Here is a 25,842-nt window from a genome sequence, read left to right as displayed (position 1 = left end):
CTGAATTCTATCTATTCCAAAAGGCGCTGCTTTCGGGCATAAGCCAACAACTCCGTGATGGATTTGCTCCCCGATTTGGTCATCATGTTCCGTCGGTGGGACACGATGGTGTGTTTGCTTAAATAACTGTTCATCGTCAACTGCATGAACCGATTTGAAAAGCATAAGCCGTTCAAGCATCGTAGAAAAGGATTCCGCACAATAGGTGATCATCATAGATAACCGCTATCGGACGTTGTGTAGGATGCATGAGCAAACTTATTAGTAGAAATCGGAAATTTTCGGAAGTAAATCTAGCAAAATAGTCCGATGCCCCCGATGCCGTTAGCTTAGCAAAAATATGTTATTTAATTGATAATTAATAGCGTCTATTAGCCATAATGTTATCAGATAGCAAGTGTAATTCAATCTAACCCTTTCTTTTGCTTCTGCCGAATGAATAACCTATCACCATTTTTATGTAATCGGCATCGTCCGCGACGGGATAATGGCCAAGGGCTACGGGGAAAACAGACTGCTGAAACCGCTGTGCGGATGGCGTGCCTTATAGCCGCGAGGAGCACCAAGCCAACCGTAGGACCGAAGTAACTGTACTGTCGCACTGATAGGTACGACAACATGGCGGATAATTTAAAGATTGCGTTTTATAGAAAGTTATATGAATGGCATAGTATGTGTAAAAAAAGGGCGGGGTAAATCCGAATGGATGAGAAAAAGGCCCCAAGAAAGCAAATTTGATGAAATCGCCGACCAACCATTAAAGCAGGTGGACATCGTTGCGGCTATTCGATATTATGGTATCACGGAGCTATTGGATCACATCGGCAAATCGGAGATCGAACGTTATCTAGTAGAGAACGGATAGGTTCGTGAACGGTCAGAGTAGTTCTTTGCTTCTTGCATAAGCAAGCAATTCGGTAATGGAATTTACCCGGGCTTTCGTCATCATTTTGCGGCGATGGGCCACAACGGTGTGTTTGCTGAGGTGGGTTTTGTTGGCTGTTTCGATAATCGACAACCCCTGCGCGAAATAATGAAGCATTTCGAGCTCGCGGGCGGTGAACGGTATTTCGTCGGCCAGCGATAACTTAGCATCCATAATTGCTTTGATTTGGGGGCAAATATAGGGCTTGTCTTGTCCAATAGATCGCACGCATTCAATAACGATATCAACGCCAGACGATTTACTCAGAAACCCATTGGGGTTGTAGGTTAAGATATGACTGATGATCGTGGGGGTGGAGATACTGCTTACCACAATAATCTTGGCCTTTTTATTAATCCTCCGCGTCTCGTTGATCAACGTTAACGCGTTTTTTTCGGGTAGGTAGTAATCGAGGAATAAATAGATAGGTTCATCGAAATGCTTGACCAAAAATTGGAGGTAGGCATGTTCGTTATCTACAAATATATGTACCGATTTGAAGAGTTTAAGCCGCTCAAGAACTGCCGAAAAGGACTCCGCAAACAGCAAATGGTCATCGTAGACTACGGCAATTGGGTTTCCTGGTGAATACATGGGTATATTTGCATGAACGACGGGACATTTTTTGATGGCAACAAAGCTAACAATTAGTATAATGGAGAGAAAATGTTAAGTATAACAAAAACGTGTTATTTTATCTGTTAAATATAGCAACAATTAGTTATCGCATATCGGTATACATCCGTGATGGGCGGGCCTGAATTTCCAGCGGCACAGCAGCCGTAATCTGCGTACCGTCCGGACCGGATTCCACATGTAGGCTGCCACCATGTTGTGCTACCCTGTCTTTCATCGATTGCATACCCATGCCCGTTCGGCCCGATTGTTTCCATCTTGCCCCTTTACCATCATCACTAACTGATAAAATCAATGAAGGTTCATCGCGGTACAACAATACGGCTACATGTCGCGCATTCGCATGTTTGATTGTATTCGTTACCGCTTCCTGCACAATCCGAAGCAAGTCAATTCGGGTATCCAACGGGAGATGCGAAAGCGTATCATCGTCTACGTGCACTTCTTTCGTGTAGTGGCGGTCGGCAAGCGCGCTATCCAATAGCCGTTGGATACGGTGCTCGAAATCGGCCTCTGCCGCTCCATTGGCTGTATCATACCACTGGTGGCTTTTGCTCCGGGCAATGGTGTAGGCATGTCCGATTTGCTTTTGGATATCCGTTAACTTCCCCGCAACTTCGGGCGTGCTATCGAACGCCAATAATTCGAGTTGGTGCTTAGTAGCCGCCAATGTGGATGAAAGCCCATCGTGCAGGTCGCGTGCCAAACGTTTTTGCTCATCGCGGATGGCTTGTGCCTTTATCTCCTCCATAGCGGCTATTTGTATATTGGCGGCGTTATTGAGTTTTTCTATTTGTACTTGGGTTTGCCTCTCTCGGCGGCGTATGATCAAATAAACAAGGGTCATGGCTCCAATGGCGAAAACCGATACGGCGACCAACCACATCGTGCGCCGGTGCTTCTGCTGCTCGGAGGCTTGCAATGCCTGTCGGTTATATTCCGCTTCGGTGTGCGCATATAGCAATTCGTCGATATCGTTCACCAGGATGGATTGGATGGAGTCAATATCATGTGTCGCAGCTCTGGCCCACTCATATGCCTGTTTATATTTCCCTTGATTAGCCAACAGCTCCGATTCGAATCGGTTCAACGTAAAATCATGATCGGTGAATACGCCGGGACTTGCTTTCAGTTTGGCAATGTAGAAGGCCGCGCTATCGTTTTGTTTGTAGGTGAGGAAATAATCGATCAGTTTCGTCTCCAATACCGGAGCCAATTGAGGAATCATTCCAGCCTGATTGTCCTTGCTATCGACATACAGTGCATTTCGTATCCCGCTTAGCGCTTCCCACGATTTTTGTTGGTTGTGTTCCGCTGTGAAATATTTGTGGTAATAAAGGTTTTTCATATAGAAGTTAATGATGAAACCCTTGTACGACTCCGGTTTCATCTGCTTTTTCAGCTCGCTGTAAATATCCTCGGCCAGGGCGATTGTTTCGTTGAGGCGCGTGGCGTCGCCCAGCCTGGCGTAGGCGATGGCCGTTGGATTCAGTACATTGATGAAACTGCCAGCGATGTTCAGTTGGATCGCCTTGGCCCGTAGAAGCTCCGGGAACTGAGCGATATAATCACGCTCCTGCTCATACGTGGCAATCACCTTTTCGTAGTTCCGCTTGTCGACGTACATATTGCATTTATGTCCGGCAACCAATAGTGGTTTTTGTCCATGCGCCGCGATAATTTCCTGTTCGGCTTTTTCCAGAAAGTAGACTCCCTCGCCTTCCCGGTTGCCATAGTTGGCGTTGTTGCTTAAGTAAATGTAGTAGTTGATGCGGCTGGAACTCAACGAATCGGCACTCCATGCAAGCTGCCGGAATGTGTAAAGGCGTTGGATGAGCGTGTCGCGATGGAAATGAACGCCCGAAGCAAATTGGAGATTGACCCAGTCGTTGACGGCATTAGTGTACTGCCGGGTATCCAGTTCGCCTTGTTTCCATTGGGCATCCAGTTGCTGGATAGTGGGGTGTTCATCGGCGATTAACACCGCTATAGGTAAAACGACGATAAATATACAAGTCAGGCTTTTTATTTTCATAGCATGCGCGATAACGGCGTAATAGTGTATTCGAGGTTTATTTGGGTAAATCTACACATTTCTCCCGGTTTTTTATTGATTGGTTCTTTTTGCGTCGCGGGCGTTTTTCGGTAATCCCTTGGGTCACATACTTGAGAAATTGCCGGATGAAAAACAGTAGCAAAAAAATGCTATTTGACTACATAAATATCACAAATAACAGCTGTTTTCTATTTGCCCTAACCTATACCTCCAATTCTAAATACTTTCTTTGCGGCAGAGATCCGATATCTACCATCATGCTTGAATTAATGCTGGTCTTCTTTCCACTCATCGTCTGATATGCGGTATGGTTTAACTATCCCTTAACGTACGGGGTAATGTGCTTGAGGTAATTTGTCGAGATCAAGTTTAGCAAATGGATGATAAAACTAGTATATGGAAAACAAATTACGATTATTAGTATTTTTCTTGTTGTTAAGTTTCATCCCGAAGGGTAAGGCACAACAAATTCCCTCATCTGCTGGTTCAGTACTCTGCAGTACGTGTGTTCCGAATGCTGGTTGGGTAGCCGTTACAGGTACTCCCGATGTCTCTAACGCAACAACTGCTGCCACTTCCGGTACACTCGGCGGTGGTAACAACTGGAATCCCGGACCGTTACCGGCACCCCCGAACGGGCATAGTTTCTGGATTTCTATAAGGGATGTGGGAACGTTGGGTTCCGAAGAAGCCATCCGAACCACAATGTCTGATTTATTCCCAGGTCGGGAATATGAACTCACGATTTATACCTCGTCAGCCATCACGGGGGGTGCTACACCCTATGCGGGCCAGTATATCGACCAGTTTGATTTTCAGGTCGGCGCCCGGTCACGAATTAATGTCTCAGACGTCAGCCAAAATATTTGGGGTACGAATAAACTGCGGTTTACCGCAGAGGCAGCGACCGAGACGTTAACATTTTATCCTGGAAATAATTCGGGGGCTTCCAGTGCCGCGAACTTTGAAACCGTCAATATCTCGGTAACACTAAATGCTATAAATTCCATTCCTGTTGCCGAAGACAAGAACGCCACGACCCCAATAGGTGTTCCGGTCGATGTCGACGCAGTGGAGGGTGCGATTGACTATGACGGAAACATCGTTCCGGGTTCGGTAGATCTGGACCCGGATACAGACGGTCAGCAAACATCCGTTACCACACCGGAAGGAACGTGGACGGCAAACCCCGATGGGATTGTCACGTTCACTCCGGCACCCGGATTCAGCGGGGAAGCAACCCTTACCTACACCGTTGAAGATGACTATGCGCTGGATGGCGTGTCTGCTCCGGGGGTATCCACTCCCAAAACCATCACCGTTTTTGTCGAGAATCCTGCATTTTCGTTAGTGAAAGTGCTGACGTCGGTCAATGCCGATGCGGCTGCGGTAGAATATGGTGCGTTGGGCGATTTACTGGCATATACGATCACGGTAACCAACACGGGCAACGTGACCTTAAGCGATATCGAAGTGAACGATGCCCTCACGGGCCTGAACGAAACGATTGCCACACTAGCTCCCGGTGCAAATGAAGTCCTGACGACTACGTACACCATTAACCAGGGTGATCTTGACAACGGCAGCGTACTGAATAAGGTTATCGCTGAGGGAGAAGGTCCGGGTGGCGATCCCGTTAACCCGGAAAACCCCGGGGATGGAGAAGTGACGACTCCCGGTTCGCAGAATCCGTCGCTCAGGTTGGTAAAGGCCGCTGATTTCACCGGGCCTTTAGGTTTGAACGATGTGATTACTTATACCTTCAACCTCAGCAACGAAGGAAACGTGACCATAACGAACATTGCGGTCACCGACCCGCTGTTGGGTGGCCCTATTGCAAATACAAGTACAGCTGCTGGTTCATCGTGGCCATCCGCGCCCGGTACGCTTGCCCCCGGCGAGTCGGTTATCCTTATGGGCAACTACTCGGTTACGGCGGCAGACATAGCTAATGGTCTGATAGAAAACACGGCCACGGTAAACGGTGATGGTCCGACTAACCCTTTACCACCGCAGCTGAGTAATGAGGTCATCGTGAGCGTGGTCGATAACTGTGACCCTGCTTCCGGCAATGTAGATACGGATGGCGATGGCATTGCAGATATATGTGATTTGGATGACGATAACGACGGTATTTTGGATACGGATGAATGCTCGTTTATTCCAAGTCCCCTCATCATAGCCAATACGAACGGAGGCGAATTAGTTGAATATAATACCGTAACCAACAACCTGACTGTCCTTTGTTCGGGGATTACTGTGACGGGTGGTATTGTCGGCGATATCGCGATGGATAGTGATGGTAATATTTGGGGAATCACATCCACGAATAAGCTGATTAGAGTTGACCCGAGTAGTTGTGCGGTTACGGAAGTTGTTCCAGACCTAGGGTTTTCTGGAAATGGGCTATCATTTCTGCCCGATGGTAATTTGTTGGCCGGAGGTGCGGGTAATGCCACCGTGCGAAAAATAGATGTCGTGGGAGGTACGTACCAGGTTTCCACCTGGGCTGATTTTGGCACCGGGTTTTCAAATGGTGATTTCATCTGCTTTGGCGACAAAGTGTACGTACTGTGGTTTGATGCAGGCATTGACCCCACAAATCCCCTCATATTGGAAGTCGCGGTCGATGCTGATTTTGATTACCTCTCGCATACTGTTTTAGGCGCGTTACCCCGGTATACATGGGGCTTGGCTAAGGCCAATGGCGATCAGTTGTTCGGGGTAACAGGTGTTGGGGCCGACGGCGCCCAAGGCCCGATAGGTACCATCGTCAGAATCAATACGCAGGCACCATTTTCCTGGACTCCGATATTTTCTTATCCTCAGCTATTCTATGGAGCGACTTCGGTGGACGAAATGGCGTTGGAATGTGATACCGATGAAGATGGCATACCAAATCGGTTAGACCCCGATAGCGACAACGACGGTTGCCCGGATGCCGTAGAATATTATGGCGTTATCGACCCGATAGGCAACGAGGTGAACGCGGACGGAACAGTTGTCGGAGCATCGTACACGGGAAACTACACGAATGCCATTACGGCAACGCAACTGGCCATCAGCACCCAACCTGTGGATGTTACGGCTGTTGGTGGATCAGCAGCGGTTTTCTCCGCCACAGCGGAAGCTATTCAGGCGACGACGTTTGATGGCGGCTTACCGGACTATACGGAACCCACTGCAATAGACGTTTCGGCGGGATTAATCTACCAATGGCAAGAAAGTGTGGATGGTGGCGATACCTGGAACGATATTTCTGATGGCGGTCAATACAGTGGAACGACTACGGATGAGCTGACCATCGATAACATCGAGCTGGAGCAGAAAGATAATCAATATCGGTTGGTTATTACACACGACATGCACGTGTGCCCGGTAATGTCTACGGCAGCGTTATTGAATGTTCCGTCGCTATCCTTTACGAAGACAGGTGCACTGTCGGCCGACGGCAACACGGTTACCTATACATTTACGGTGACCAACACGGGCGACGTGACGATGGAAGACATCACGATAGACGACCCGAAGATTACCAGCCCGATTGTGCTTGAAGCGACGATGCTGGCTCCGGGCGGAAGTACCACGGGCACGGCGACCTACACGTTGACCCAGGCCGAGAAGGATGCGGGTGAGGTGGAGAATGCCGCAACCGTTACGGGCACACCACCCACGACGGACCCGTCCGATCCGGCAGAACCAATAGAGCCTATTCCGTCGACTCCGGATGTAGACAATCCCGGCACGCCGGGTGACCCCGGCGTACCGACCATCGTGGATGTCCCCGCCGGCCCATCCTTGTCATTCGCCAAAACGGGCGTACTGTCAGCCGACGGCAACACCATTGAATACACGTTCACGGTGACCAACACGGGCAACGTGACGATGGAGGACATTACGCTCGCCGAGGCCGACTTCAGCGGGACGGGCACAGCCCCTGTTCCGGTATTTGCTTCCAACAGTGGCAGCAGTCCGGAGGGCACGCTTATTCCCGGTGAGGTGGCGACGTACACGGCGACCTACACCCTGACGCAGGCAGACAAAGACGCGGGCGGTGTGGAAAATGCCGCCACGGTGACGGGCACGCCACCGTTCGACCCTACGGATCCGACCCAACCGGGCGAGCCTATCGACCCTGTTCCATCGACCCCGGACGTTGACAATCCGGGCGTACCGACGGTAGTTGACGTCCCGGCCGACCCATCCTTGTCATTCGCCAAAACAGGTGTACTGTCAGCAGATGGCAACACGATTACCTATACGTTCACGGTGACCAACACAGGCAACGTGACGATGATGGGTGTCGAAGTCACCGACCCGAAAATCACGGGGGCGATCGTGCTGGGTGCCACGACACTGGCCCCGGGCGAAAGCACGACGGGTACGACGACCTACACGGTTACCCAAGCGGAGAAGGATGCGGGCAAGGTTGAGAACCAGGCCACGGTGACGGGCACGCCGCCGACAACCGACCCGGATAATCCGGCCGCGCCGATGACCCCGGTACCATCGACCCCCAATACCGATCAACCCGGCACGCCGGGCGACCCGGGCATCCCGACGGTAGTTGATGTTCCCGCCGCCCCTGCACTGTCATTCGCCAAGATGGGCGTACTGTCGACCGATGGCAACACGGTTACCTATACATTCGCGGTGACCAACACGGGCAACGTGACGATGGAGGACATTACGCTCGCCGAGGCGGGTTTCAGCGGCACGGGCACGGCTCCAGCCCCGGCATTTGTTTCGAACAGCGGCACCAGTGTCGAAGGAACGCTAGCCCCGGGTGAGATAGCGACTTACACGGCGACTTATACGCTGACACAGGTAGACAAGGACGCGGGCGAGGTAGAGAATAACGCCACGGTAACGGGCACGCCGCCGACAACTGACCCGGATAACCCCGCAGAACCGATCGACCCTGTACCGTCCACACCGGATGTTGACAATCCCGGCACGCCGGGTAACCCCGGCGTACCGACCGAAGTGGAAATCCCTGCCGACCCTGCCCTGTCATTCGCCAAGACGGGCGTATTATTCGCCGAAGGCAACACCATCGAATACACGTTCACGGTGACCAACACCGGCAACGTGACGCTGACGGACATAACCGTCGACGACCCGAAAATCACGGGTGCAATCACCTTCGATGTAACCGAACTGGCCCCGGGCGAAGTAGCCATGGGCACGGCTACCTACACGGTAACCCAAGCGGAGAAGGATGCCGGGGAAGTGGAGAACCTGGCCACGGTGACGGGCACACCACCGACAACCGATCCGGATAACCCTGCCGAGCCGATAGAGCCTGTTCCCTCGACACCGGATCCGGACAACCCCGGCACACCGGGTGACCCCGGTGTACCGACCCTAGTCGACGTACCAGCTGACCCTGCCCTGTCATTCGCCAAGACGGGCGTATTATTCGCTGAAGGCAACACCATCGAATACACGTTCACGGTGACCAACACGGGCAATGTGACGCTGACGGGTGTGGAGGTGACCGATCCAAAAATCACAGACCCAATCGTACTTGCAGCCACCACGCTGGTGCCGGGCGAAAGCACGACAGGCACGGCGACCTACACGGTAACGCAGGCCGAGAAGGACGCGGGCGAAGTGGAGAATGCCGCGACGGTGACGGGCACGCCACCATTTAACCCCGATGATCCGACCCAACCCGGTGAGCCGATCGATCCTGTACCATCCACGCCGGATGTTGACGACCCCGGTACACCGGGTGACCCCGGCGTACCGACTGTGGTCGAGGTTCCTGCTGGCCCGGCATTGTCATTCGCCAAGACCGGCGTACTGTCGGCTGATGGCAATAGTATCGAATACACGTTCACGGTGACCAACACGGGCAACGTGACAATGACCGGTGTAACGGTAACCGATCCGAAAATCACAGGCACGATCACCTTGGACGAGACGACTCTTGCTCCGGGTGAAGTGGCTACGGGCACGGCTACATATACAATAACCCAGGCGGAGAAAGACGCGGGCGAAGTGGAGAACCTGGCCACGGCCACGGGCACGCCACCGACAACCGACCCGGATAATCCGGCCGACCCGATAAACCCTGTTCCGTCGACACCTGACCCGGACAACCCCGGCACTCCGGGTGATCCGGGTGTGCCGACTACCACAAACGTCCCATTGGCCCCTTCATTGACGCTGACCAAAGTGGCAATAGGGGAAGGGCCTTATGCCATCAACGATGATATCGAGTATGAAATTGTCATCCGCAACACGGGAAATGTGACGCTAAAGGACATCGTTATTACGGATGATAATGCGGAGATTGTATCCGGTTCGCCGGTAGCTAGCCTCGCACCGAATACTACAGCCACGGTCGTTGCACGGCATCAAATTACGCAAGCCGATATCGATGCAGCCATCGTGGTGAACCAAGCGAAGGTAACGGGTAACGACCCCGGAGGCAACCCGATACCGGAGGTGCCCTCCAACAACCCGGACACACCGCAGCCCAACGACCCGACGGTAGTGGAACTTACGCAAAGACCCGGCTTGGCGCTCACCAAGCGTGCAATCGGTGAAGGCCCCTATGGTGTCGACGATTATATTGATTATGAAATTGTTATTCGCAACACGGGGAATGTAACGTTGACGAGTGTAACCGTTACGGATAACAACGCGGAGATTACTGATGGTTCGCCGGTAGCGAGCCTCGCACCGAACGCCACGGCCACGGTCATCGCCCGGCACCAGGTTACCCAAACCGATATCGATGCCGGTACGGTAGTGAACCAAGCGACCGCGACGGGCAACAATCCCGAGGGCAACGCGATACCGGAAGTTCTGTCGGATAACCCCGACACACCGCAGCCGAACGACCCGACGGTGGTGGAACTGACGCAAAAGCCAGGCTTATCACTTACGAAGCGGATAACAGGTGAAGGTCCATACACGATAGGCCAATATATCAACTATGAACTCACCGTAACCAACACGGGCAACGTGACACTGACCGATGTAGTCGTGACCGACAACAACGCAGCCATCGTATCTGGTTCGCCGGTAGCGAACCTCGCACCGAGCGCCATGGCCACGGTCATCGCGCGGCACCAGGTTACTCAGGCCGACATCGATGCAGGAACAGTGGTGAACCAGGCGAAGGCGACTGGAGACGACCCGGACGGCGACTCGATACCGGAAGTCCCGTCGGATAATCCGGATACGCCGCAGCCCAACGACCCGACCGTGGTGGAGCTTACGCAAAGTCCAAGCCTGGCACTCACCAAGCGTGCGACAGGCGAAGGGCCGTATGCACTGGGTCAGTATATCAACTATGAGCTCATCGTGACAAACACGGGCAATGTGACGTTGACGGATGTAACCGTGACGGACAACAACGCGGAAATCACGGCGGGTTCGCCGATAGCTAGCCTCGCACCGAACACAGCGACGACGGTTATCGCCCGGCACCGGGTTACGCAAGCCGACATCGACGCTGGTACCGTGGTGAACCAGGCGAAGGTAACTGGCGACGATCCGGATGGCAACCCGATAGCGGAAGTACCGTCGGACAACCCGGATACGCCACAGCCGAACGATCCCACGGTGGTCGAGCTCACGCAGCGGCCGGGCTTGGCGCTTAACAAGCGTGCCACAGGCGAAGGGCCATATACGGTGGGTGACTACATCGACTTTGAAATAACGGTGACCAATACGGGCAATGTAACCCTGACGGATGTGGCCGTGACCGATAGTAATGCGGAGATCGTGTCTGGCTCACCGGTGGCGAGCCTGGCACCTAATAAGGCTACCACGGTCATCGCGCGCCACCAAGTTACCCAAGCGGACATCGATGCGGGTAGGGTAGTGAACCAGGCCAAGGTAACTGGCGACGATCCGGATGGCAACCCGATAGCGGAAGTTCCGTCGGATAACCCTGATACGCCGCAACCGAACGACCCCACGGTTGTCGAGCTCACGCAGCGGCCGGCCCTAGTGTTGGCCAAACGTGCTACCGGCGAAGGGCCATATACAGTGGGTGACTACATCGACTTTGAAATAACGGTGACCAATACAGGCAATGTAACCCTGACGGATGTGGCCGTGACCGATAGTAATGCGGAGATCGTGTCTGGCTCACCGGTGGCGAGCCTGGCACCTAATAAGGCTGCCACGGTCATCGTGCGCCACCAAGTTACCCAAGCCGACATCGATGGGGGTATGGTGGTGAACCAGGCGAAGGTGACGGGTGACGATCCGGACGGCAACCCGATAGTGGAAGTGCCGTCGGACAATCCGGATACGCCGCAACCGAACGACCCAACCGTGGTCGAATTGGCGCAACAGCCGAGTCTGGTGCTTACCAAACGCGTTACAGGTGAAGGCCCTTACGCGGTAAACCAGTACATCAACTACGAGATTGCCGTGCGCAACACGGGTAACGTAACGTTGACCGACGTAACCGTGACAGACGATAATGCGGAAATCACAGCAGGCTCGCCAATAGCCAACTTGGCACCGAATACCACGGTAACGGTCATCGCGCGCCACCAAGTTACCCAAGCGGACATCGATGCCGGCACCGTGGTGAACCAGGCGAAGGTGACGGGCGACGATCCGGATGGCAACCCGATACCGGAAGTCCCGTCGGACAATCCGGATACGCCGCAACCGAACGACCCCACGGTAGTAGAGCTCACGCAAAGACCGGGCTTGGCACTTACCAAGCGGTCAACCGGCGAAGGTCCCTATGCGGTCGGTGATTACATCGATTACGAAATCACGGTCCGCAACACGGGTAACGTCACGCTGACCGACGTGACGGTAACGGACAACAACGCGGAGATCATAGCAGGCTCGCCCATTGCTAGCCTGCTGCCCGGAGCAAGGGCTACAGTCGTCGCACGGCACCCCGTCACCCAAGCCGACATTGATGCAGGTACCGTGGTGAACCAAGCGACAGCGACGGCCAATGACCCAGACGGTACTCCGATACCGGAAGTGCTTTCGGATGATCCGAATACATCCGAACCCAATGACCCGACGGTGATATACATGGAAAGCAGACCGGGCTTGTCGCTAACGAAAGGCGTAACCAGCGAAGGGCCATACGGGGTGGGCGACCAGATCAAGTACTTCAATATTGTGGTCACCAATACCGGCAATGTCACATTAACGGATGTAGTCGTTACCGACGACAACGCCGAAATCCTGGCTGGCTCGCCCATTGCCAGGCTGAGGCCGGGCGAATCCGTTACGGTTACGGCTCGACATGTCGTTACACAGGCGGATGTGGATGCCGGTGAAGTGATTAACCAAGCGCGGGTTTCCGGCAACGATCCTGGTGGAAACCGCACGCCGGAGTTCTTATCGGACGATCCGAATACACCAGAACCGGGCGATAAAACGATAACGGCAATCGCGCAGGCGCCTGCGATACGCATCGACAAAGTAGCCGATAGGGAGCTCGTCGAGAAAGCGGGCGATCGCATCGGTTACCAGTTGCAAGTCATTAACACGGGCAACGTAACGCTTCACGACGTGGAAATCACCGATCCGTTGACGGGCTTTATACAACAGATTGCCCGGATTAGACCGGGCATCATCAATGCACATACCTTCCGGACCACGTATGTCACGACGGCAGCCGATCTGGTGGTAGGCAAAATCGTCAACACAGCGATGGTGATGGCAGTTGCACCGAATGGTAGTGAAGTCAACCATGCGGCCACCGTCGAAGTGGAAGCATACTTAAAGGAAATCGAGGTGGAAAACGACGACTTCGGTCCGGTGAACGGCCGGACGGGTGGAAACGTAGGTAATGTCTTTACCAATGACAAGGTCAATGGCAGTCCGTTGGTTCCGGAAGAAGTGATCCTTACCCGAGTGCCGTCAGACGACCCGTTGCCACTGGCTTTGGAAGAAGATGGCATGGTAACCGTTGCACCGAATACGCCGGCGGGCATGTATAGTTTCGACTACCAGGTGTGCGACATCATCAATCCGAGCAATTGTGAGGTGGCTACCGTAACGGTAGTGGTTGCTCCCGCCGAGATTAAGGCGGTCGGCGACCAAGTGACCGGCGTGAATGGTTACCAAGGCACGTCGAACGTAGCCAATGTGTTTGCCAACGACCAGCTCAATGGTGCCCCCATCGTGCCGGAAGAAGTGACGCTCACCTTGGTCAGCAACGATCCGGCATTGCAGCTCAATCCCGATGGCTCGGTCGACGTGGTGCCCGGTACCCGGGGAGGTACATACACCCTGACGTACCAAATTTGCGAAAAGCTGAATCCCGACAATTGCTCGGTCGCAACAGTGACGGTAACCGTAGTGAACCCACTTAAAATCCCGAACGTATTCACCCCGAACGGGGATGGTAGGAACGACCAGTTCGAGATTATCGGCAGTGAAGGTTTCGACCGCATAGAAGTGACCATCATTAACCGGTGGGGCAGCGAGGTGTACCGGAATAAAGACTATAAAAATGACTGGGCCGGCGAGGGGCTAACCGAAGGCACATACTATTATTTGATCACCACCCACCTGGGTAGCACGAAAGAAGTACATAAAGGGTGGGTATTGATAAAACGTCTGTAAATGAAGAAACTGATAATATTAATGGTTGGGCTGGTGCTGGTTACCGCAACCAAGGACGGGATGGCCCAGCAGAACGTGCAGTTTACGCAGTATATATTCAATTCGATGAGCGTGAACCCGGCCTATACAGGTTACAAGGAGGAATGGTTCGGGCAGCTGGGCCTGCGGAGCCAGTGGGTAGGCCTGAATGGGGCTCCGCAGACGGGCCTGCTGTCCATCGACGGGATTGTCGATCCGGTAAACAAGCGGCACGGTTTGGGGATGCAGGTGACGGCCGACAAACTGGGCCCCCAGTCGGCCACTTCGGCCTATGCCAACTACGCGTTCCGCCTGCGGCTGAACGAGGAGGACACGCAGCGCCTGAGCTTCGGAATCGGTACGGGGGTGACGCAGTACAGCCTAGACGGTGCAGTGCTCGACCCGATCGACGGGAGTGACCAGGTGATCCCTGCCGGCAAGATCAGTAACTGGGTACCGGATGTGCGGTTCGGGGTGTACTATTACAACCCGAAGTGGTATGCGGGGGTATCGGTGATGGACCTGCTTTCGGGCGACCAGAGCAACAACATCTTCCGCTGGGACAACACCACCACGGACAACATCCGCCGCAAGCGGCACATGTACTTTATCGGGGGAGCTTTGTTTAACCTCAACCAGGGACTGGACTTTCGGCCCAGCCTGCTGGTTAAGGAGGACTTCAAGGGCCCCACGAGCCTGGATGTGAACGCGATGTTCATCTTCGGCCGTCGTTTCTGGCTGGGCGCGGGCTGGCGCACGGGAGTGACGGTTTTCAAGCGTGAGTACAACCGGGTGAGCGGCAACAGCCTGAGCGGCCGGAACTCGTTTTCGGCAATCACACAGCTCTACGTGACGGATGCGCTGCGCATCGGTTATTCATACGACCACATCGTGAGCCGGTTGAGTAGTGTGCAGAACGGTTCGCACGAGGTCACGCTGGGTGTCACCTTCGGACGCAAGGCGCAACGGCTGCTCAGTCCGCGGTTTTTTTAATTAGACAACAGACATTAGACAACAGACATTGACCATGAGATACCAGTTGCGACAATTTTTTGTATTTGGGGTACTGCTCTGCCTGGGTGGAACTGCGATTTCACAGGAACAGCCGAGTTTGCGCGACCGTGCCGACGAGCTGTACAGGCGCTATGAATACGCGAATGCGGCTAAGCTATATACAAAGCTGGTGGATACACGCAAACCGCGATTGGAGGATCTGGAGCGGCTGGCAGACAGCTATTGGCAGATGAACGATTATGAGTCGGCCGAGAACTGGTATGCGCGGGTGGTAGGGCACGACGAAAGCCCGGCGGGGAACAGGCTTGCCTACGGGGAGGTGCTCAAGGCGAACGGCAAATATGCCGAGGCCAAAGCGCAGCTGGCGGCGTTTGCGGAGGAGACAGGTGGCGACAGCGCCATAGCGTTACAAATCGCAGGCTGCGACTCGGCCCTGGTATGGATGGCCAACCCCACGGTACACAAGCTACGCAACGAAGGGATAAATACATCGCTGTCAGAGTTTTCGGCCTTTCCGATAAATGGGAAAGTCTACTATGCCGGTGAACCGGACGGGGCGATGCAGGGCATGGATACATATGGTTGGACGGGCAACTCGTTTCTCCGCGTGTATACGGCAGACCGTGCCGGAAACAATGGGCTATCTAATCCGGTCATCGCTACGGATGCACTCAACAATGGCGCATATCATGTGGGTCCCGTGGCAGCTGACGCCACGGGCAATACACTTTTCGTAACGCGTACCTATGTGGGCAAGGACGGGGAGCGGACCAGGGATGGGCGGCGGAAGTACCGCACCAATAAGCTGGAACTGTTTATCTATACGAAGGATGGCGACGGCGACTGGTCGTCCGAGTCTTTTGTACATAACAACGTTCAGGAATATTCAGTGGGGCATGCGGCATTGAGCGCAGATGGCAGCACACTCTATTATGCCAGCGATATGCCGGGTGGGCAGGGCGGTACGGACATCTGGTACAGCGAACGGCAGGCCGACGGCAGCTGGGGCGAACCGGTGAATGCCGGTGCGACCATCAATAGTGTTGGGGACGAGCTTTTCCCCAACATGGGTGAGGGAAATACGCTCTATTATTCGAGCGACGGATTTGCGGGTATGGGCGGGTTGGACGTATTCGAAACCACGGGTAGCAAGGCACAGTGGACTGTGCCACAAAACCTCCGCTATCCGGTCAACTCCTCGGGCGATGACTTTGCATACCTGGTTACCTTCGAGAATGAAGAAGGCATTGCGGGCTACCTTTCGAGCAACCGCAAGGGGGGACATGGGAACGACGATATCTATTCGTTTTCATTCGAGAAGCCGCGGATTGTGATTCTTCTTCGCGGCACCACGTCCGACAAGCAGACGGGCGACCGCATCGAAGGAACGGTAACCCTGTTTGACGGCAAACGTGAAATCGTAGCCAAAAAGAGTAGTGGGGTAGCGGGAGCTTTCGAGTTTGTGCTGGACCGTAACCAGACGTATACGGTGCTGGGACAAAAACAAGGCTACCATGCCGATTCGGCCAAGGTGAGTACGATGGGCATCACCAATTCCGACACGCTGGAAGTGGCGTTGCTGTTGGAACCCATCTTCCAAGTGGGTCAGACGTTCGAGCTTGAAAATATCTATTACGATTTCGACAAGCACAACATCCGTCCGGATGCGGCGGAGATACTGGATGAGCTGGTTCGCACCATGCGCGACAACCCGACGCTGAAGATCGAGCTATCGAGCCATACGGACAGCCGGGGCAGCAACGCCTACAACGAGGCATTGTCGCAGCGGCGGGCGCAGTCGGCCGTTGACTATCTCGTGTCCAGGGGCATCGCCCGCGACCGGATGGTAGCCAAGGGCTACGGGGAAAACAGACTGGTGAACCGCTGTGCCGACGGCGTGCCGTGCAGCCGCGAGGAGCACCAAGCCAACCGCAGGACGGAGGTGACCGTACTGTCATATTGATAGGTACGACAATATAACGGATAATTTAAACGATTGCAATTCCGGAATGGAATTACGACCCTGGGCTAAAATTTACCGACCATGGCAGACGTATTGGAAGCGGGAGCGACCATCATCCAGGTTCTGAAGCCGGGGCAGTCCGTGGTGTTTTACCGCTCCTTGCTTTCGTTGAACTGATCCTTGATCCGTTCCAGGTTGTCAATCATTTCCGCAATGCGCGCATTTTCATTGCGTATGTATTGTTTCATGAAAACGACGTGGCAAATCACAAACCAAAAGATAACGAATACGACCAAGCCAATGAACGTCCATAGTGGGAGGGCGAAATACATCTCAATGCCATACAAAGCGAATGCGATGGCGATGCAGCCCTCGTAGGTGGTGTAGTTGCGAGTATTGAACCGATTGCGTTTCTGCTGGAACGTCTTCAGGTAATGGATGTAATCCTGGGGCTTGGACAGCAGGTCGCGGCTATTGCTGATGGTCCGGTAATCGCGTAGTTGGCTCACAAAATAATAACAGATGCATCCCACAATGATGGCGATGGCCAGGTAAGTGGTCCACGTTGAAAAATCGACGGTCAAGCACATCCAAAGTAGGATCGCTACGGCGACACCCATTGAAATGCTCTGCCAGAACAGCTTTTTGGCAAGCGCCGAACGGCTGTTCTTGATACGTTTCAATACGGTATTAAAGCTAACGCTTGGATCGGGTGCTTGCCCGTGCCATAGCTGTTGTATCTCATCAAACCCTTTCATTGCTATTGTATATTTCTGTTAGCTTATGTTTTATCCGGTGTATTTTTACCCGCAGGTTGCCCTCTGAGATGCCAGCCACTTCGGCAATCTCGGGGTAGGGCACCTCGTCCAATACCATTGTAATGATGATCCGTTCATTTTCTTCCAGTTGAGCGATCGACTTATATAGCAACGCGATCTGCTCTTGTTTTTCCGAGGGCTCTTCCGCATAGTTCTCGATGATGTTATCGTTCAACTCATCGGTGGCCCGTCGTTTTGCGGTGCGCAGGTAAGATAGGCAGGTGTTTACGGCGATACGGTATATCCAGGTGGAAAATTGCGATTGGTTGCGGAACCTATCCAGGTTTTGCCACACTTTGATGAACGTTTCCTGCATCAGGTCGTTCGCCGAGTCGCTGTCGCCGGTATAGCCATAGCACAGGTGGTAGACCCGCTTGGAGTTTTCTTCAAATAATTGCTGGAACAGTTGTCGTTGGTTACTCATGAACGGCAGTTACATTCGTTAGACGCTGATGGATAGCGGGTGTTACAAACTTAGGTAAACTGCCGCTGACGAAAAAGTTATTATAGACGAAGAATAAGGAATATCGGTTGCGATGCATCGGTGTCGGAATTATTTTCTAACTTTATGTCGATGGAAACGTTTATTCCCATACTGATAGCGATTGTCGTTTTTGCGTTCCAGGCGTATGCCAATTACCAAAAGGAGCAGGAAAAAGCGCGGAAACGGAATCCGGGCCAGCCACCGCTGCCCGAAGATAATGCCAAATATATCGAGTCTGCCCCCGTGCCCGCCCCATCGGCGCCGCCGGCGGTTACGTCCGAGTTTGAACGGTATTCGGGCGTGGTAGACCCCGTGGCATCCACCCGGAGTACAGGTAAGCGCCCGCTGATACCGCAACGGTTGGTGGTGGATACCGCAGCCGACGTAGAACCGGCACTGGATGCGGAAGCGTTTGACCTACGTGACGCCGTTATCAAGTCGATTATCCTCGATCGGCCCTATAAATAACGAACTTACGACCAAACACTTGCGATTAAGGACGAAAGAAAAAGGACTACGACTTACGACTAATCCCCATTAAACTGAAATCGTCCATATCTTTGAGGAAGGGCAGATCACGCCGGGTATCGTCCAGGTCCCTCCGGTAAATGGTAAACGTATAGAGGTCTTCATATTCAGGTTTGTAATATACCACATCGCCCGCCGGCGAGATGCACATCGATCCGCCGGAGTAGTATATTTCGTTCCCGTCGTGGCCCACGCGATTCACGCCGATTACGAACGCCTGGTTCTCGATGGCACGCGCTGGGATAAGGCTCCGCCAATGGCTGGACCGTTTATCGGGCCAGCTCGCGATATACAGCAGGATATCGTAGGCCCCGTTGAGGTTGCGCGTCCACACCGGAAAGCGGAGGTCGTAACAGACCATCGGACAGATCTTCCACCCTTTGAGGTCTACGATGACCCGTTGGGTCCCTGCGGTGAAGACCTTGTCTTCTCCAGCCATGCCGAATAGGTGCCGCTTGTCATACGTGATATAATTGCCATCTTTGGTCATCCACACAAACCGGTTATAATAGTTGCCGGCTTCCTCGATGATAAGGCTTCCCGCTACCACGCAGTCGTATTGCTGTGCCATCTCGAGCATCCAGTGCATCGTCTTCCCGTCGGCTTTTTCGGCACACTGCTCGGCGTTCATCGTAAAACCCGTGTTGAACATCTCGGGCAGGACGATTAAATCGGTCTTTTCGCGTATTGCCGAGAGTTTCAGCGCAAGGTTGCTTAAGTTTTTATCGATATTTTCCCAAAAGAGGTATGCTTGGAAAGTCGTAATTTTTAGTGCATCCATATCGGTAAGCTATGGGGTCCTTATTCGTTGCCCGTACGAAAGGCACAAGTTAGTAATAAATCGATAAACATCGAAACTGATAGCACGTTTGCTAGCAATTATACTGCCAGTTTAGGTAAACGGTAAGTCTTTTATTGTCCGCGGTTCAACAGCGCTTGGGCGAGCTCGCGCAGCGGCGCTTTTCGGCGGTCGTCGGCGCGAATGGCATCGAGGGCCGTATAGGCTTGTTTGACATGCCGTTGCTTAGCGGTTTCCACTTCACTCCGTACGCCAAGGGCATCGTATATGGCCGTGATCTGTGCAATTTTCTCCGATGGATTCGAAGGATCCGCCAGCCAACCATCCAGTTCTGTCCGCATGGTGGCATCCGCCATTTCCAATGCCTTCACCAGCAGGTACGTCTTCTTGTTGGCAAGGATATCGCCGCCCCGTTGCTTGCCGAATTGCGCAGGGTCGCCATAGACGTCCAGGATGTCGTCTTGCAGTTGGAAGGCGATGCCCACATCCACGCCGAAGTCGTAGATAAGCTGGGCATCTGTCTCCGTGGCACGGGCCAACAGCGCGCCCATTTTCAACGCCGCGCCCAGCAGCACCGATGTTTTGAGCCGGATCATATGGAGGTATTCATCAATGCCAACCGTAACCGCGCGTTCGAAATCCATATCCAGCTGCTGCCCCTCGCATACCTGGGCAGCCATCGTGTTGAAGGTTTCGAGAATGGCTGTCAGGTTATCGCCGGGGCATGTTGCCAATTGCGCATAGGCCATGATAAGCAGGTGGTCGCCCGAAAGGATGCCTACATTCGGATTCCATTTCTCATGCACGGTTGTGTGCCCACGCCTCAATGGCGCATTATCCATGATGTCGTCATGCACCAACGAGAAATTGTGGAACAACTCCACGGCTAGGGCCGCGGGTACCGCCGTATCCATATGGGTGATGGAAAACAGGTCGGCAGCCATCAACGTGAGAAGCGGCCGGATGCGCTTGCCCCCGATGTGCAGCATGTACCGGATGGGATCGTATAGGTTGGCGGGTTGTTCGGGTATGTTGAGTTCGGCCAGTCCTTTGGTAATCCGTTCCTGCAATGCGTGGGTATGGTACATGGATGTTTAATTTGCGGCTAAGATAGGAATGGAGCCCCCCATTTCAAAATCGAAAAAAATAGCTTAGGTTTGGGGGGTATATGGGTTACTATTTGGGCAAAATCGTATTAATCTGTGAGTAAGCGGAAATCTATCGTGCCGGAGTCGGACGCCGCAACCCTTGCGGGTGTGGCAAGTGGGGATGCAGGTAGCTTGGAAGGGCTGTATCGCGATTATTTTCCGATGATTTTGAACATGGTGGTTCAGAATAACGGTACCGAAGAAGAGGCGAAGGATGTTTTTCAGGAGGCCGTTATCGTTCTTTACGACAATGTTAAGCGGCGCGACTTTGAGTTGACCAGCCGGCTGAGAACGTACATTTACTCGGTATGCCGCCGGCTTTGGCTTAAACAATTGGGCAGTAAGAACCGTGCGTTCCGCGACGTGGCTGCATACGAAGACGTCATTGTCGTGGAGGAGGATTTGGCGCTGCACGAGGAGAAAGACCTCCAATTCACCCTGATGGAGCACGCACTAGACGATTTGGGGGAGCCCTGCAGGACGATTATCCACGATTTTTATATATCGAACCTGTCTATGCAGGAGATTTGTGAAAAATTCGGATATACGAACAGCGATAATGCGAAAACCCAAAAGTACAAATGCCTGCAACGGCTAAAGAAATTGTTTTTTTCAGCGACGAAGTAAGTTGATATGGATAGGATGAATGAGCAGGAATTTATAAAACAGGTAGATAGGTACCTGAACGGTGAAATGGAAGGTGCCGAGCGGGCTGCTTTTGAGTTACATTGCCGCGAAAGCACCGCGGCGGCCGAACAGCTGGCTACCCATCGACTGTTCTTGCTGCAACTGAAAGAACATGCCCACCGTGTGGCATTTAAACATACACTTGCCGCAGCGGCCGAACGGTACCATGCTGGAGGTGGTAGCGCGGTTGAACGGACGGAACCCTTGATCGTGACGCTTTGGAATAAATTCAAGGTCAACTCATTGGTTGCGGCGAGTGTGGCGATTCTGGCGGTATTCTCAACGCTGTGGCTGTCGGGCTATTATAAAACCATCGAGAAAACATCCACCAATTACAGCGCATTGCGGCGTGATATGAACGACGTGAAGAAAAATGTAAACGCCCAAAACGCGGTCATCCGGAATATAAACAGCGGCAAGCCGCGCGACGACCGGTCGGTAGGCAGCTTCGGCGGCACAGGGTTTGTTATCTCTGCCAATGGCTATGTGGTTACCAATTACCACGTGGTAAGGGGTGCCGACTCGGTTCACCTCCAGAATACGAAAGGAGAGTCTTTCCGGGCAAAGGTTATCTACATCGACCCTACCAACGATCTCGCGTTGCTGCGTATCAACGACAGCACCTACGCTCCATTGAAAAGTGCGCCCTATACCTTTAAGGAGGCGCCATCGGAACTCGGCGAGGATGTGTATACGATTGGGTACCCGCGGGACGAGGTGGTGTATGGGCAGGGCTACCTTAGCTCACGTACCGGCTACGCGGGCGATACCACGGCCTACCAGATATCCATCCCGGTTAACCCCGGCAATAGCGGCGGACCGGTACTCGACAGCAAAGGCAACGTGATCGGTATCATCAGCGGTAAGCAAACGGGAATCGATGGGGCCTCTTTTGCGATCAAGACGGAGGCGTTGTTGAAATCGATCGCCGAGGTTCCGCAGGATTCGCTCGAAAGCGACTTGGTCATCAGCAAGAAGAACGCGCTGGGCGGATTGAAACGTACCGAGCAGGTGAAGAAGATACAGGACTACGTGTACTTGGTAAAGGTATATTAGGTACAGGCACTGGTGAAGTAGATAAAAAAAGCGGTTGATGCTATATCAATCGCTTTTTTTATGGTGAACCGTGCGGCCCGCCGGCACTAGATATTCGGCTGCGGGGTGGTGCGGAGATAAGGCTTGATGACCTTATGGCCTTTCGGGAATTTCGCAGGTATATCTTCCGTAGCAATAGCCGGTACCACGATTACATCCTGTCCGTGCTCCCAATCTGCCGGTGTGGCCACACTGTAGTCGGCTGTCAATTGCAGCGAGTCGATTACCCGTAAGATTTCAAGGAAATTCCGTCCGGTTGAGGCGGGGTAAGTCAGCGTAAGCTTGATTTTCCTGTCAGGACCGATGATGAACACCGAGCGCACCGTCGCCGTGGCCGAGGCGTTGGGGTGGATCATGTCGTACAGCTCGGCTACCTTTCTGTCGGAGTCGGCGATAATCGGGAAGTCCACCGTGGTGTTTTGCGTCTCATTGATGTCCTTTACCCACCCGTGGTGGCTATCGATCGGGTCCACGCTCACCGCCAGTACTTTGGTATTGCGTTTCTCGAACTCGTTGTTCAACTGGGCGGTACGGCCCAATTCAGTGGTGCACACCGGCGTGTAGTCTGCCGGATGCGAAAACAATACCACCCACTTGCCTTCGGTGTAATCATAGAAGTCGATTTCTCCCACCGTTGTTACCGCTTTGAAATTTGGTGCGGTATCACCTAATCTTAAACTCATATGTTATTCCTCCTTTTATATATTATAAGAATTTGTAGTCTACAAAGTTAATAGATTTTCTTGCAATACAAAGGTTGTCCCGTTTTTTGTCAGGGCGGTCGGATTTTGTCGCATTCATGCGTTCACTTTGCGCGGCTTCACAAGGATAGCACGCAATCGGGGCCTCTGAAGAGGGATTTATTTCGTATTTTAGTGGAAACAAATAGGGTGCTGCGAGTCTGAAAAAACCGAAAAGTTCACCATAGATAGGTTGGCATAAAGTCAAACCTTTGTGATATCTCTTTAAATTATAGTTCGGAATGAATGATACCAACAAGGGCATGAAAAGAAGTAAAGAAATTACCGAATCGTACTTTCAGTTCTTGGATAAACATATTTCCGATGTAGTATCAGGGAACGTTGGCGATTTTATGGAAATCAACCAAATCGCAAATGAATTATTTATTTCCCATAAGCATCTTTCAGATACCATTCAAAAGGAAACAGGAAGTCATCCCTGCCATTTTTACGATCTAAGAATTATCGAACAAGCACAACAAATGCTAGTCGAAACAGACAAGTCGGTTTCCGAAATAGCAAGAATACTGACCTATGACCCGTCTAATTTTTCTAAATTCTTCAAAAAAATTGTAGGAAAGACGCCGGGACAGTACCGTAGGGATATGATACGATAGGTTGCTTTTAAGAGAATATGTCGACCCGAATCGGTTTTTGAAAGTTCCGAAAAGTTCACCACGAAAAAAAAATTCCCTCTTGCCAACTTTGCTGTATCAAATGTTAAACAGTTAAAAACAAATGAAATGGCAAGAAATGATTTAAAAGGAAAGGTGGTTCTGATTGCGGGTGGTGCAAAAAATTTAGGAGGCTTGCTAAGCCGTAATTTTGCTTCCAAAGGTGCCAAAGTAGCAATTCATTACAATAGCGATCACACCAAATCTGATGCGGAAAAAGCATTGGCCGATATTACCGATGCTGGTGGAGAAGCATTTTTGTTTCAAGCAGACTTGACCGATGTGAAAAATATCACCAAACTTTTTGATGCGACCATCGAAAAATTTGGCGGAATCGACATTGCAATCAATACGGTAGGTAAAGTCTTGAAAAAACCTTTTGCAGACACAACCGAAGAAGAATACGACAGTATGAGCGATATCAACTCGAAAGTAGCGTATTTCTTCATTCAAGAAGCAGGCAGAAAACTGAACGATAACGGAAAAATAAACACGATTCTTACTTCGCTATTGGCCGCTTTCACAGGGTATTATTCTACCTATGCAGGAGCAAAAGCACCCGTAGAACACTTTACTCGGGCAGCATCGAAAGAATTTGGTTCGAGAGGGATTTCCGTAACAGCGATAGCTCCGGGTCCCATGGATACGCCTTTCTTTTACGGACAAGAAAGTGATGAAGCCGTGGCTTACCACAAACAGGCATCTGATTTGGGTGGCTTGACCGATATAGAAGACATTGCTCCGGTAGTGGAATTTTTGGTGACTGACGGTTGGTGGATTACAGGGCAAACCATTTTTGCCAATGGTGGTTATACAACCAGGTAAAAAGCAAAATCGATTACTGTCGAAAAGGCAAATGACACGGTTGTTTGCCTTTTTTTAAGATTTAAATAGGATAAGATGATACTGAAAATAATCAATGCTATTTTAATCCTTTTTGCCGTATTCATGGGGGCGAAACACGGTTGGAATATGCTAATGGCAAAGCCCGAAATGTTGGAAATGTTCGGAAAATGGAACTTCAACAAAAATGCGGTGATGGTAAACGGAGCGGTTACCTTGTTGGCTTCGGTTTTAATCTTGTTTCCGAGAACTTTTGTGTGGGGGAATTTTCTGATGGCAGCAGGGATTTTGATGATTATTTGTTTGCAATTATTGAACAAGGACCTGAAAGGTGTAGCGACGGAAGTTCCGTTTTTATTACTTAACCTGGTCATCATTTATTTGCAACATCCGTTGAAAAACAACTAAAAATGAAAACACTACTGCGGGCAACAAACGAAAAACAATCAAACAACTAAAGTAGAAAACGACATGCAAGACGAAACAATATTAAAGCCTGTAAAAACATTGATGGAAGCAATGGAGGCAGAAAACGCTAAAATAATCCGGGCTCAATTTTCAAAAGCGGCCACGCAGGCTTATGGCGCCGATGGAACCATGAAAACAGCTGAGGAAACTGCTAGATGGTTAGAAAGCGACATTATCAGTCGTCAAGGTAAGGTTGCAAAACCTGAATATACCGTGCTTAACGAAAACGAAATTGTTGTTAAAGGGCAATATTCAAGTCAAGGATACTCAAACAAAGCTAATTTTTTGTTCACTGTTGAAAACGGACTGATAACGAGTTGGAGAATGAGATATTAAGTAAGGCCGTCGGCTCTTTTGTGCCCCGTTGCAAG

The 25,842-nt window shown here is 52.0% G+C and carries 19 protein-coding genes; 11 read left to right on the top strand and 8 right to left on the bottom strand.

All coding sequences use genetic code 11. The features are described 5' to 3' along the window. Positions 1 to 11 precede the first annotated feature (11 nt). Positions 12 to 134: a hypothetical protein gene (locus tag ACEVG1_RS08745; protein ID WP_374743272.1), complete on the bottom strand. Its 123-nt coding sequence runs from the start codon at positions 132 to 134 to the stop codon at positions 12 to 14. A gap of 572 nt (positions 135 to 706) precedes the next feature. On the opposite strand from ACEVG1_RS08745, the gene ACEVG1_RS08740 reads away from it, so the two are divergent. Continuing rightward, positions 707 to 865 (top strand): hypothetical protein, encoded by a 159-nt coding sequence (locus ACEVG1_RS08740; protein WP_374743271.1) that lies wholly within the window; start codon positions 707 to 709, stop codon positions 863 to 865. A gap of 12 nt (positions 866 to 877) precedes the next feature. On the opposite strand, the gene ACEVG1_RS08735 is transcribed toward ACEVG1_RS08740, so the two are convergent. Both ACEVG1_RS08735 and ACEVG1_RS08730 read right to left on the bottom strand, forming a co-directional pair. Next, on the bottom strand, positions 878 to 1,519 hold the full coding sequence (locus ACEVG1_RS08735) for a LuxR C-terminal-related transcriptional regulator (protein ID WP_374743270.1): 642 nt from the start codon (positions 1,517 to 1,519) through the stop codon (positions 878 to 880). A 127-nt stretch (positions 1,520 to 1,646) separates the two neighbouring features. Continuing rightward, positions 1,647 to 3,596, bottom strand: a complete 1,950-nt coding sequence (locus ACEVG1_RS08730) for a sensor histidine kinase (RefSeq protein ID WP_374743269.1) — start codon at positions 3,594 to 3,596, stop codon at positions 1,647 to 1,649. Between the two features lie 417 nt (positions 3,597 to 4,013). Here ACEVG1_RS08730 and ACEVG1_RS08725 point away from each other — a divergent pair, with 417 nt between their 5' ends. From ACEVG1_RS08725 to ACEVG1_RS08715, 3 genes are read left to right on the top strand one after another with little or no spacing between them, the layout of a single operon-like run. Continuing rightward, complete coding sequence (locus tag ACEVG1_RS08725; protein WP_374743268.1) at positions 4,014 to 14,192, top strand: gliding motility-associated C-terminal domain-containing protein; 10,179 nt, start codon at positions 4,014 to 4,016, stop codon at positions 14,190 to 14,192. Further along, positions 14,193 to 15,203 (top strand): type IX secretion system membrane protein PorP/SprF, encoded by a 1,011-nt coding sequence (locus ACEVG1_RS08720; RefSeq protein ID WP_374743267.1) that lies wholly within the window; start codon positions 14,193 to 14,195, stop codon positions 15,201 to 15,203. A gap of 34 nt (positions 15,204 to 15,237) precedes the next feature. Beyond that, on the top strand, positions 15,238 to 17,187 hold the full coding sequence (locus tag ACEVG1_RS08715) for an OmpA family protein (protein ID WP_374743266.1): 1,950 nt from the start codon (positions 15,238 to 15,240) through the stop codon (positions 17,185 to 17,187). Between the two features lie 149 nt (positions 17,188 to 17,336). Here the strand turns inward: ACEVG1_RS08715 and ACEVG1_RS08710 are convergent, their stop codons facing one another. Both ACEVG1_RS08710 and ACEVG1_RS08705 read right to left on the bottom strand, forming a co-directional pair. Continuing rightward, a complete protein-coding gene (locus ACEVG1_RS08710; protein ID WP_374743265.1) occupies positions 17,337 to 17,945 on the bottom strand; it encodes a hypothetical protein in 609 nt (202 codons plus the stop codon). Then, positions 17,932 to 18,429, bottom strand: coding sequence for an RNA polymerase sigma factor (locus ACEVG1_RS08705; protein ID WP_374743264.1), 498 nt, complete (start codon positions 18,427 to 18,429; stop codon positions 17,932 to 17,934). The genes ACEVG1_RS08710 and ACEVG1_RS08705 overlap by 14 nt, the downstream gene beginning before the upstream one ends. 150 nt (positions 18,430 to 18,579) lie before the next feature. On the opposite strand from ACEVG1_RS08705, the gene ACEVG1_RS08700 reads away from it, so the two are divergent. After that, positions 18,580 to 18,957, top strand: coding sequence for a hypothetical protein (locus ACEVG1_RS08700; RefSeq protein ID WP_374743263.1), 378 nt, complete (start codon positions 18,580 to 18,582; stop codon positions 18,955 to 18,957). 46 nt (positions 18,958 to 19,003) lie between these two features. Here the strand turns inward: ACEVG1_RS08700 and ACEVG1_RS08695 are convergent, their stop codons facing one another. Together ACEVG1_RS08695 and ACEVG1_RS08690 are read right to left on the bottom strand one after the other, a co-directional pair. Next, entirely contained in the window at positions 19,004 to 19,798 is a 795-nt protein-coding gene (locus tag ACEVG1_RS08695; protein ID WP_374743262.1) for an amidohydrolase, read from the bottom strand. Between the two features lie 131 nt (positions 19,799 to 19,929). After that, positions 19,930 to 20,904 (bottom strand): polyprenyl synthetase family protein, encoded by a 975-nt coding sequence (locus tag ACEVG1_RS08690; protein WP_374743261.1) that lies wholly within the window; start codon positions 20,902 to 20,904, stop codon positions 19,930 to 19,932. Positions 20,905 to 21,018: 114 nt separating this feature from the next. Between ACEVG1_RS08690 and ACEVG1_RS08685 the strand changes: the two genes are divergently transcribed. Then, on the top strand, positions 21,019 to 21,591 hold the full coding sequence (locus ACEVG1_RS08685) for an RNA polymerase sigma factor (RefSeq protein ID WP_374743260.1): 573 nt from the start codon (positions 21,019 to 21,021) through the stop codon (positions 21,589 to 21,591). 6 nt (positions 21,592 to 21,597) lie between these two features. Beyond that, positions 21,598 to 22,707 (top strand): trypsin-like peptidase domain-containing protein, encoded by a 1,110-nt coding sequence (locus tag ACEVG1_RS08680; protein ID WP_374743259.1) that lies wholly within the window; start codon positions 21,598 to 21,600, stop codon positions 22,705 to 22,707. Between the two features lie 86 nt (positions 22,708 to 22,793). Here ACEVG1_RS08680 and ACEVG1_RS08675 read toward each other — a convergent pair whose 3' ends face one another. Continuing rightward, complete coding sequence (locus tag ACEVG1_RS08675) at positions 22,794 to 23,429, bottom strand: peroxiredoxin (RefSeq protein ID WP_374743258.1); 636 nt, start codon at positions 23,427 to 23,429, stop codon at positions 22,794 to 22,796. A gap of 299 nt (positions 23,430 to 23,728) precedes the next feature. On the opposite strand from ACEVG1_RS08675, the gene ACEVG1_RS08670 reads away from it, so the two are divergent. The 4 genes from ACEVG1_RS08670 to ACEVG1_RS08655 all read left to right on the top strand — a co-directional run bounded on the left by ACEVG1_RS08670 (position 23,729) and on the right by ACEVG1_RS08655 (position 25,807). Further along, positions 23,729 to 24,103, top strand: a complete 375-nt coding sequence (locus ACEVG1_RS08670; protein ID WP_374743256.1) for a helix-turn-helix domain-containing protein — start codon at positions 23,729 to 23,731, stop codon at positions 24,101 to 24,103. Positions 24,104 to 24,229: 126 nt separating this feature from the next. Further along, positions 24,230 to 24,985 (top strand): SDR family oxidoreductase, encoded by a 756-nt coding sequence (locus ACEVG1_RS08665; RefSeq protein WP_374743255.1) that lies wholly within the window; start codon positions 24,230 to 24,232, stop codon positions 24,983 to 24,985. A gap of 75 nt (positions 24,986 to 25,060) precedes the next feature. Then, on the top strand, positions 25,061 to 25,411 hold the full coding sequence (locus ACEVG1_RS08660) for a DoxX family protein (RefSeq protein ID WP_374743254.1): 351 nt from the start codon (positions 25,061 to 25,063) through the stop codon (positions 25,409 to 25,411). A gap of 63 nt (positions 25,412 to 25,474) precedes the next feature. Continuing rightward, a complete protein-coding gene (locus tag ACEVG1_RS08655; protein ID WP_374743253.1) occupies positions 25,475 to 25,807 on the top strand; it encodes a hypothetical protein in 333 nt (110 codons plus the stop codon). The last annotated feature ends 35 nt before the right edge of the window (positions 25,808 to 25,842 follow it).

This window comes from Parapedobacter sp. 2B3 (genome assembly GCF_041925275.1).
Taxonomy (GTDB): Bacteria; Bacteroidota; Bacteroidia; order Sphingobacteriales; family Sphingobacteriaceae; genus Parapedobacter; species Parapedobacter pyrenivorans_A.
This window is presented reverse-complemented; position numbering and strand designations above follow the sequence as displayed.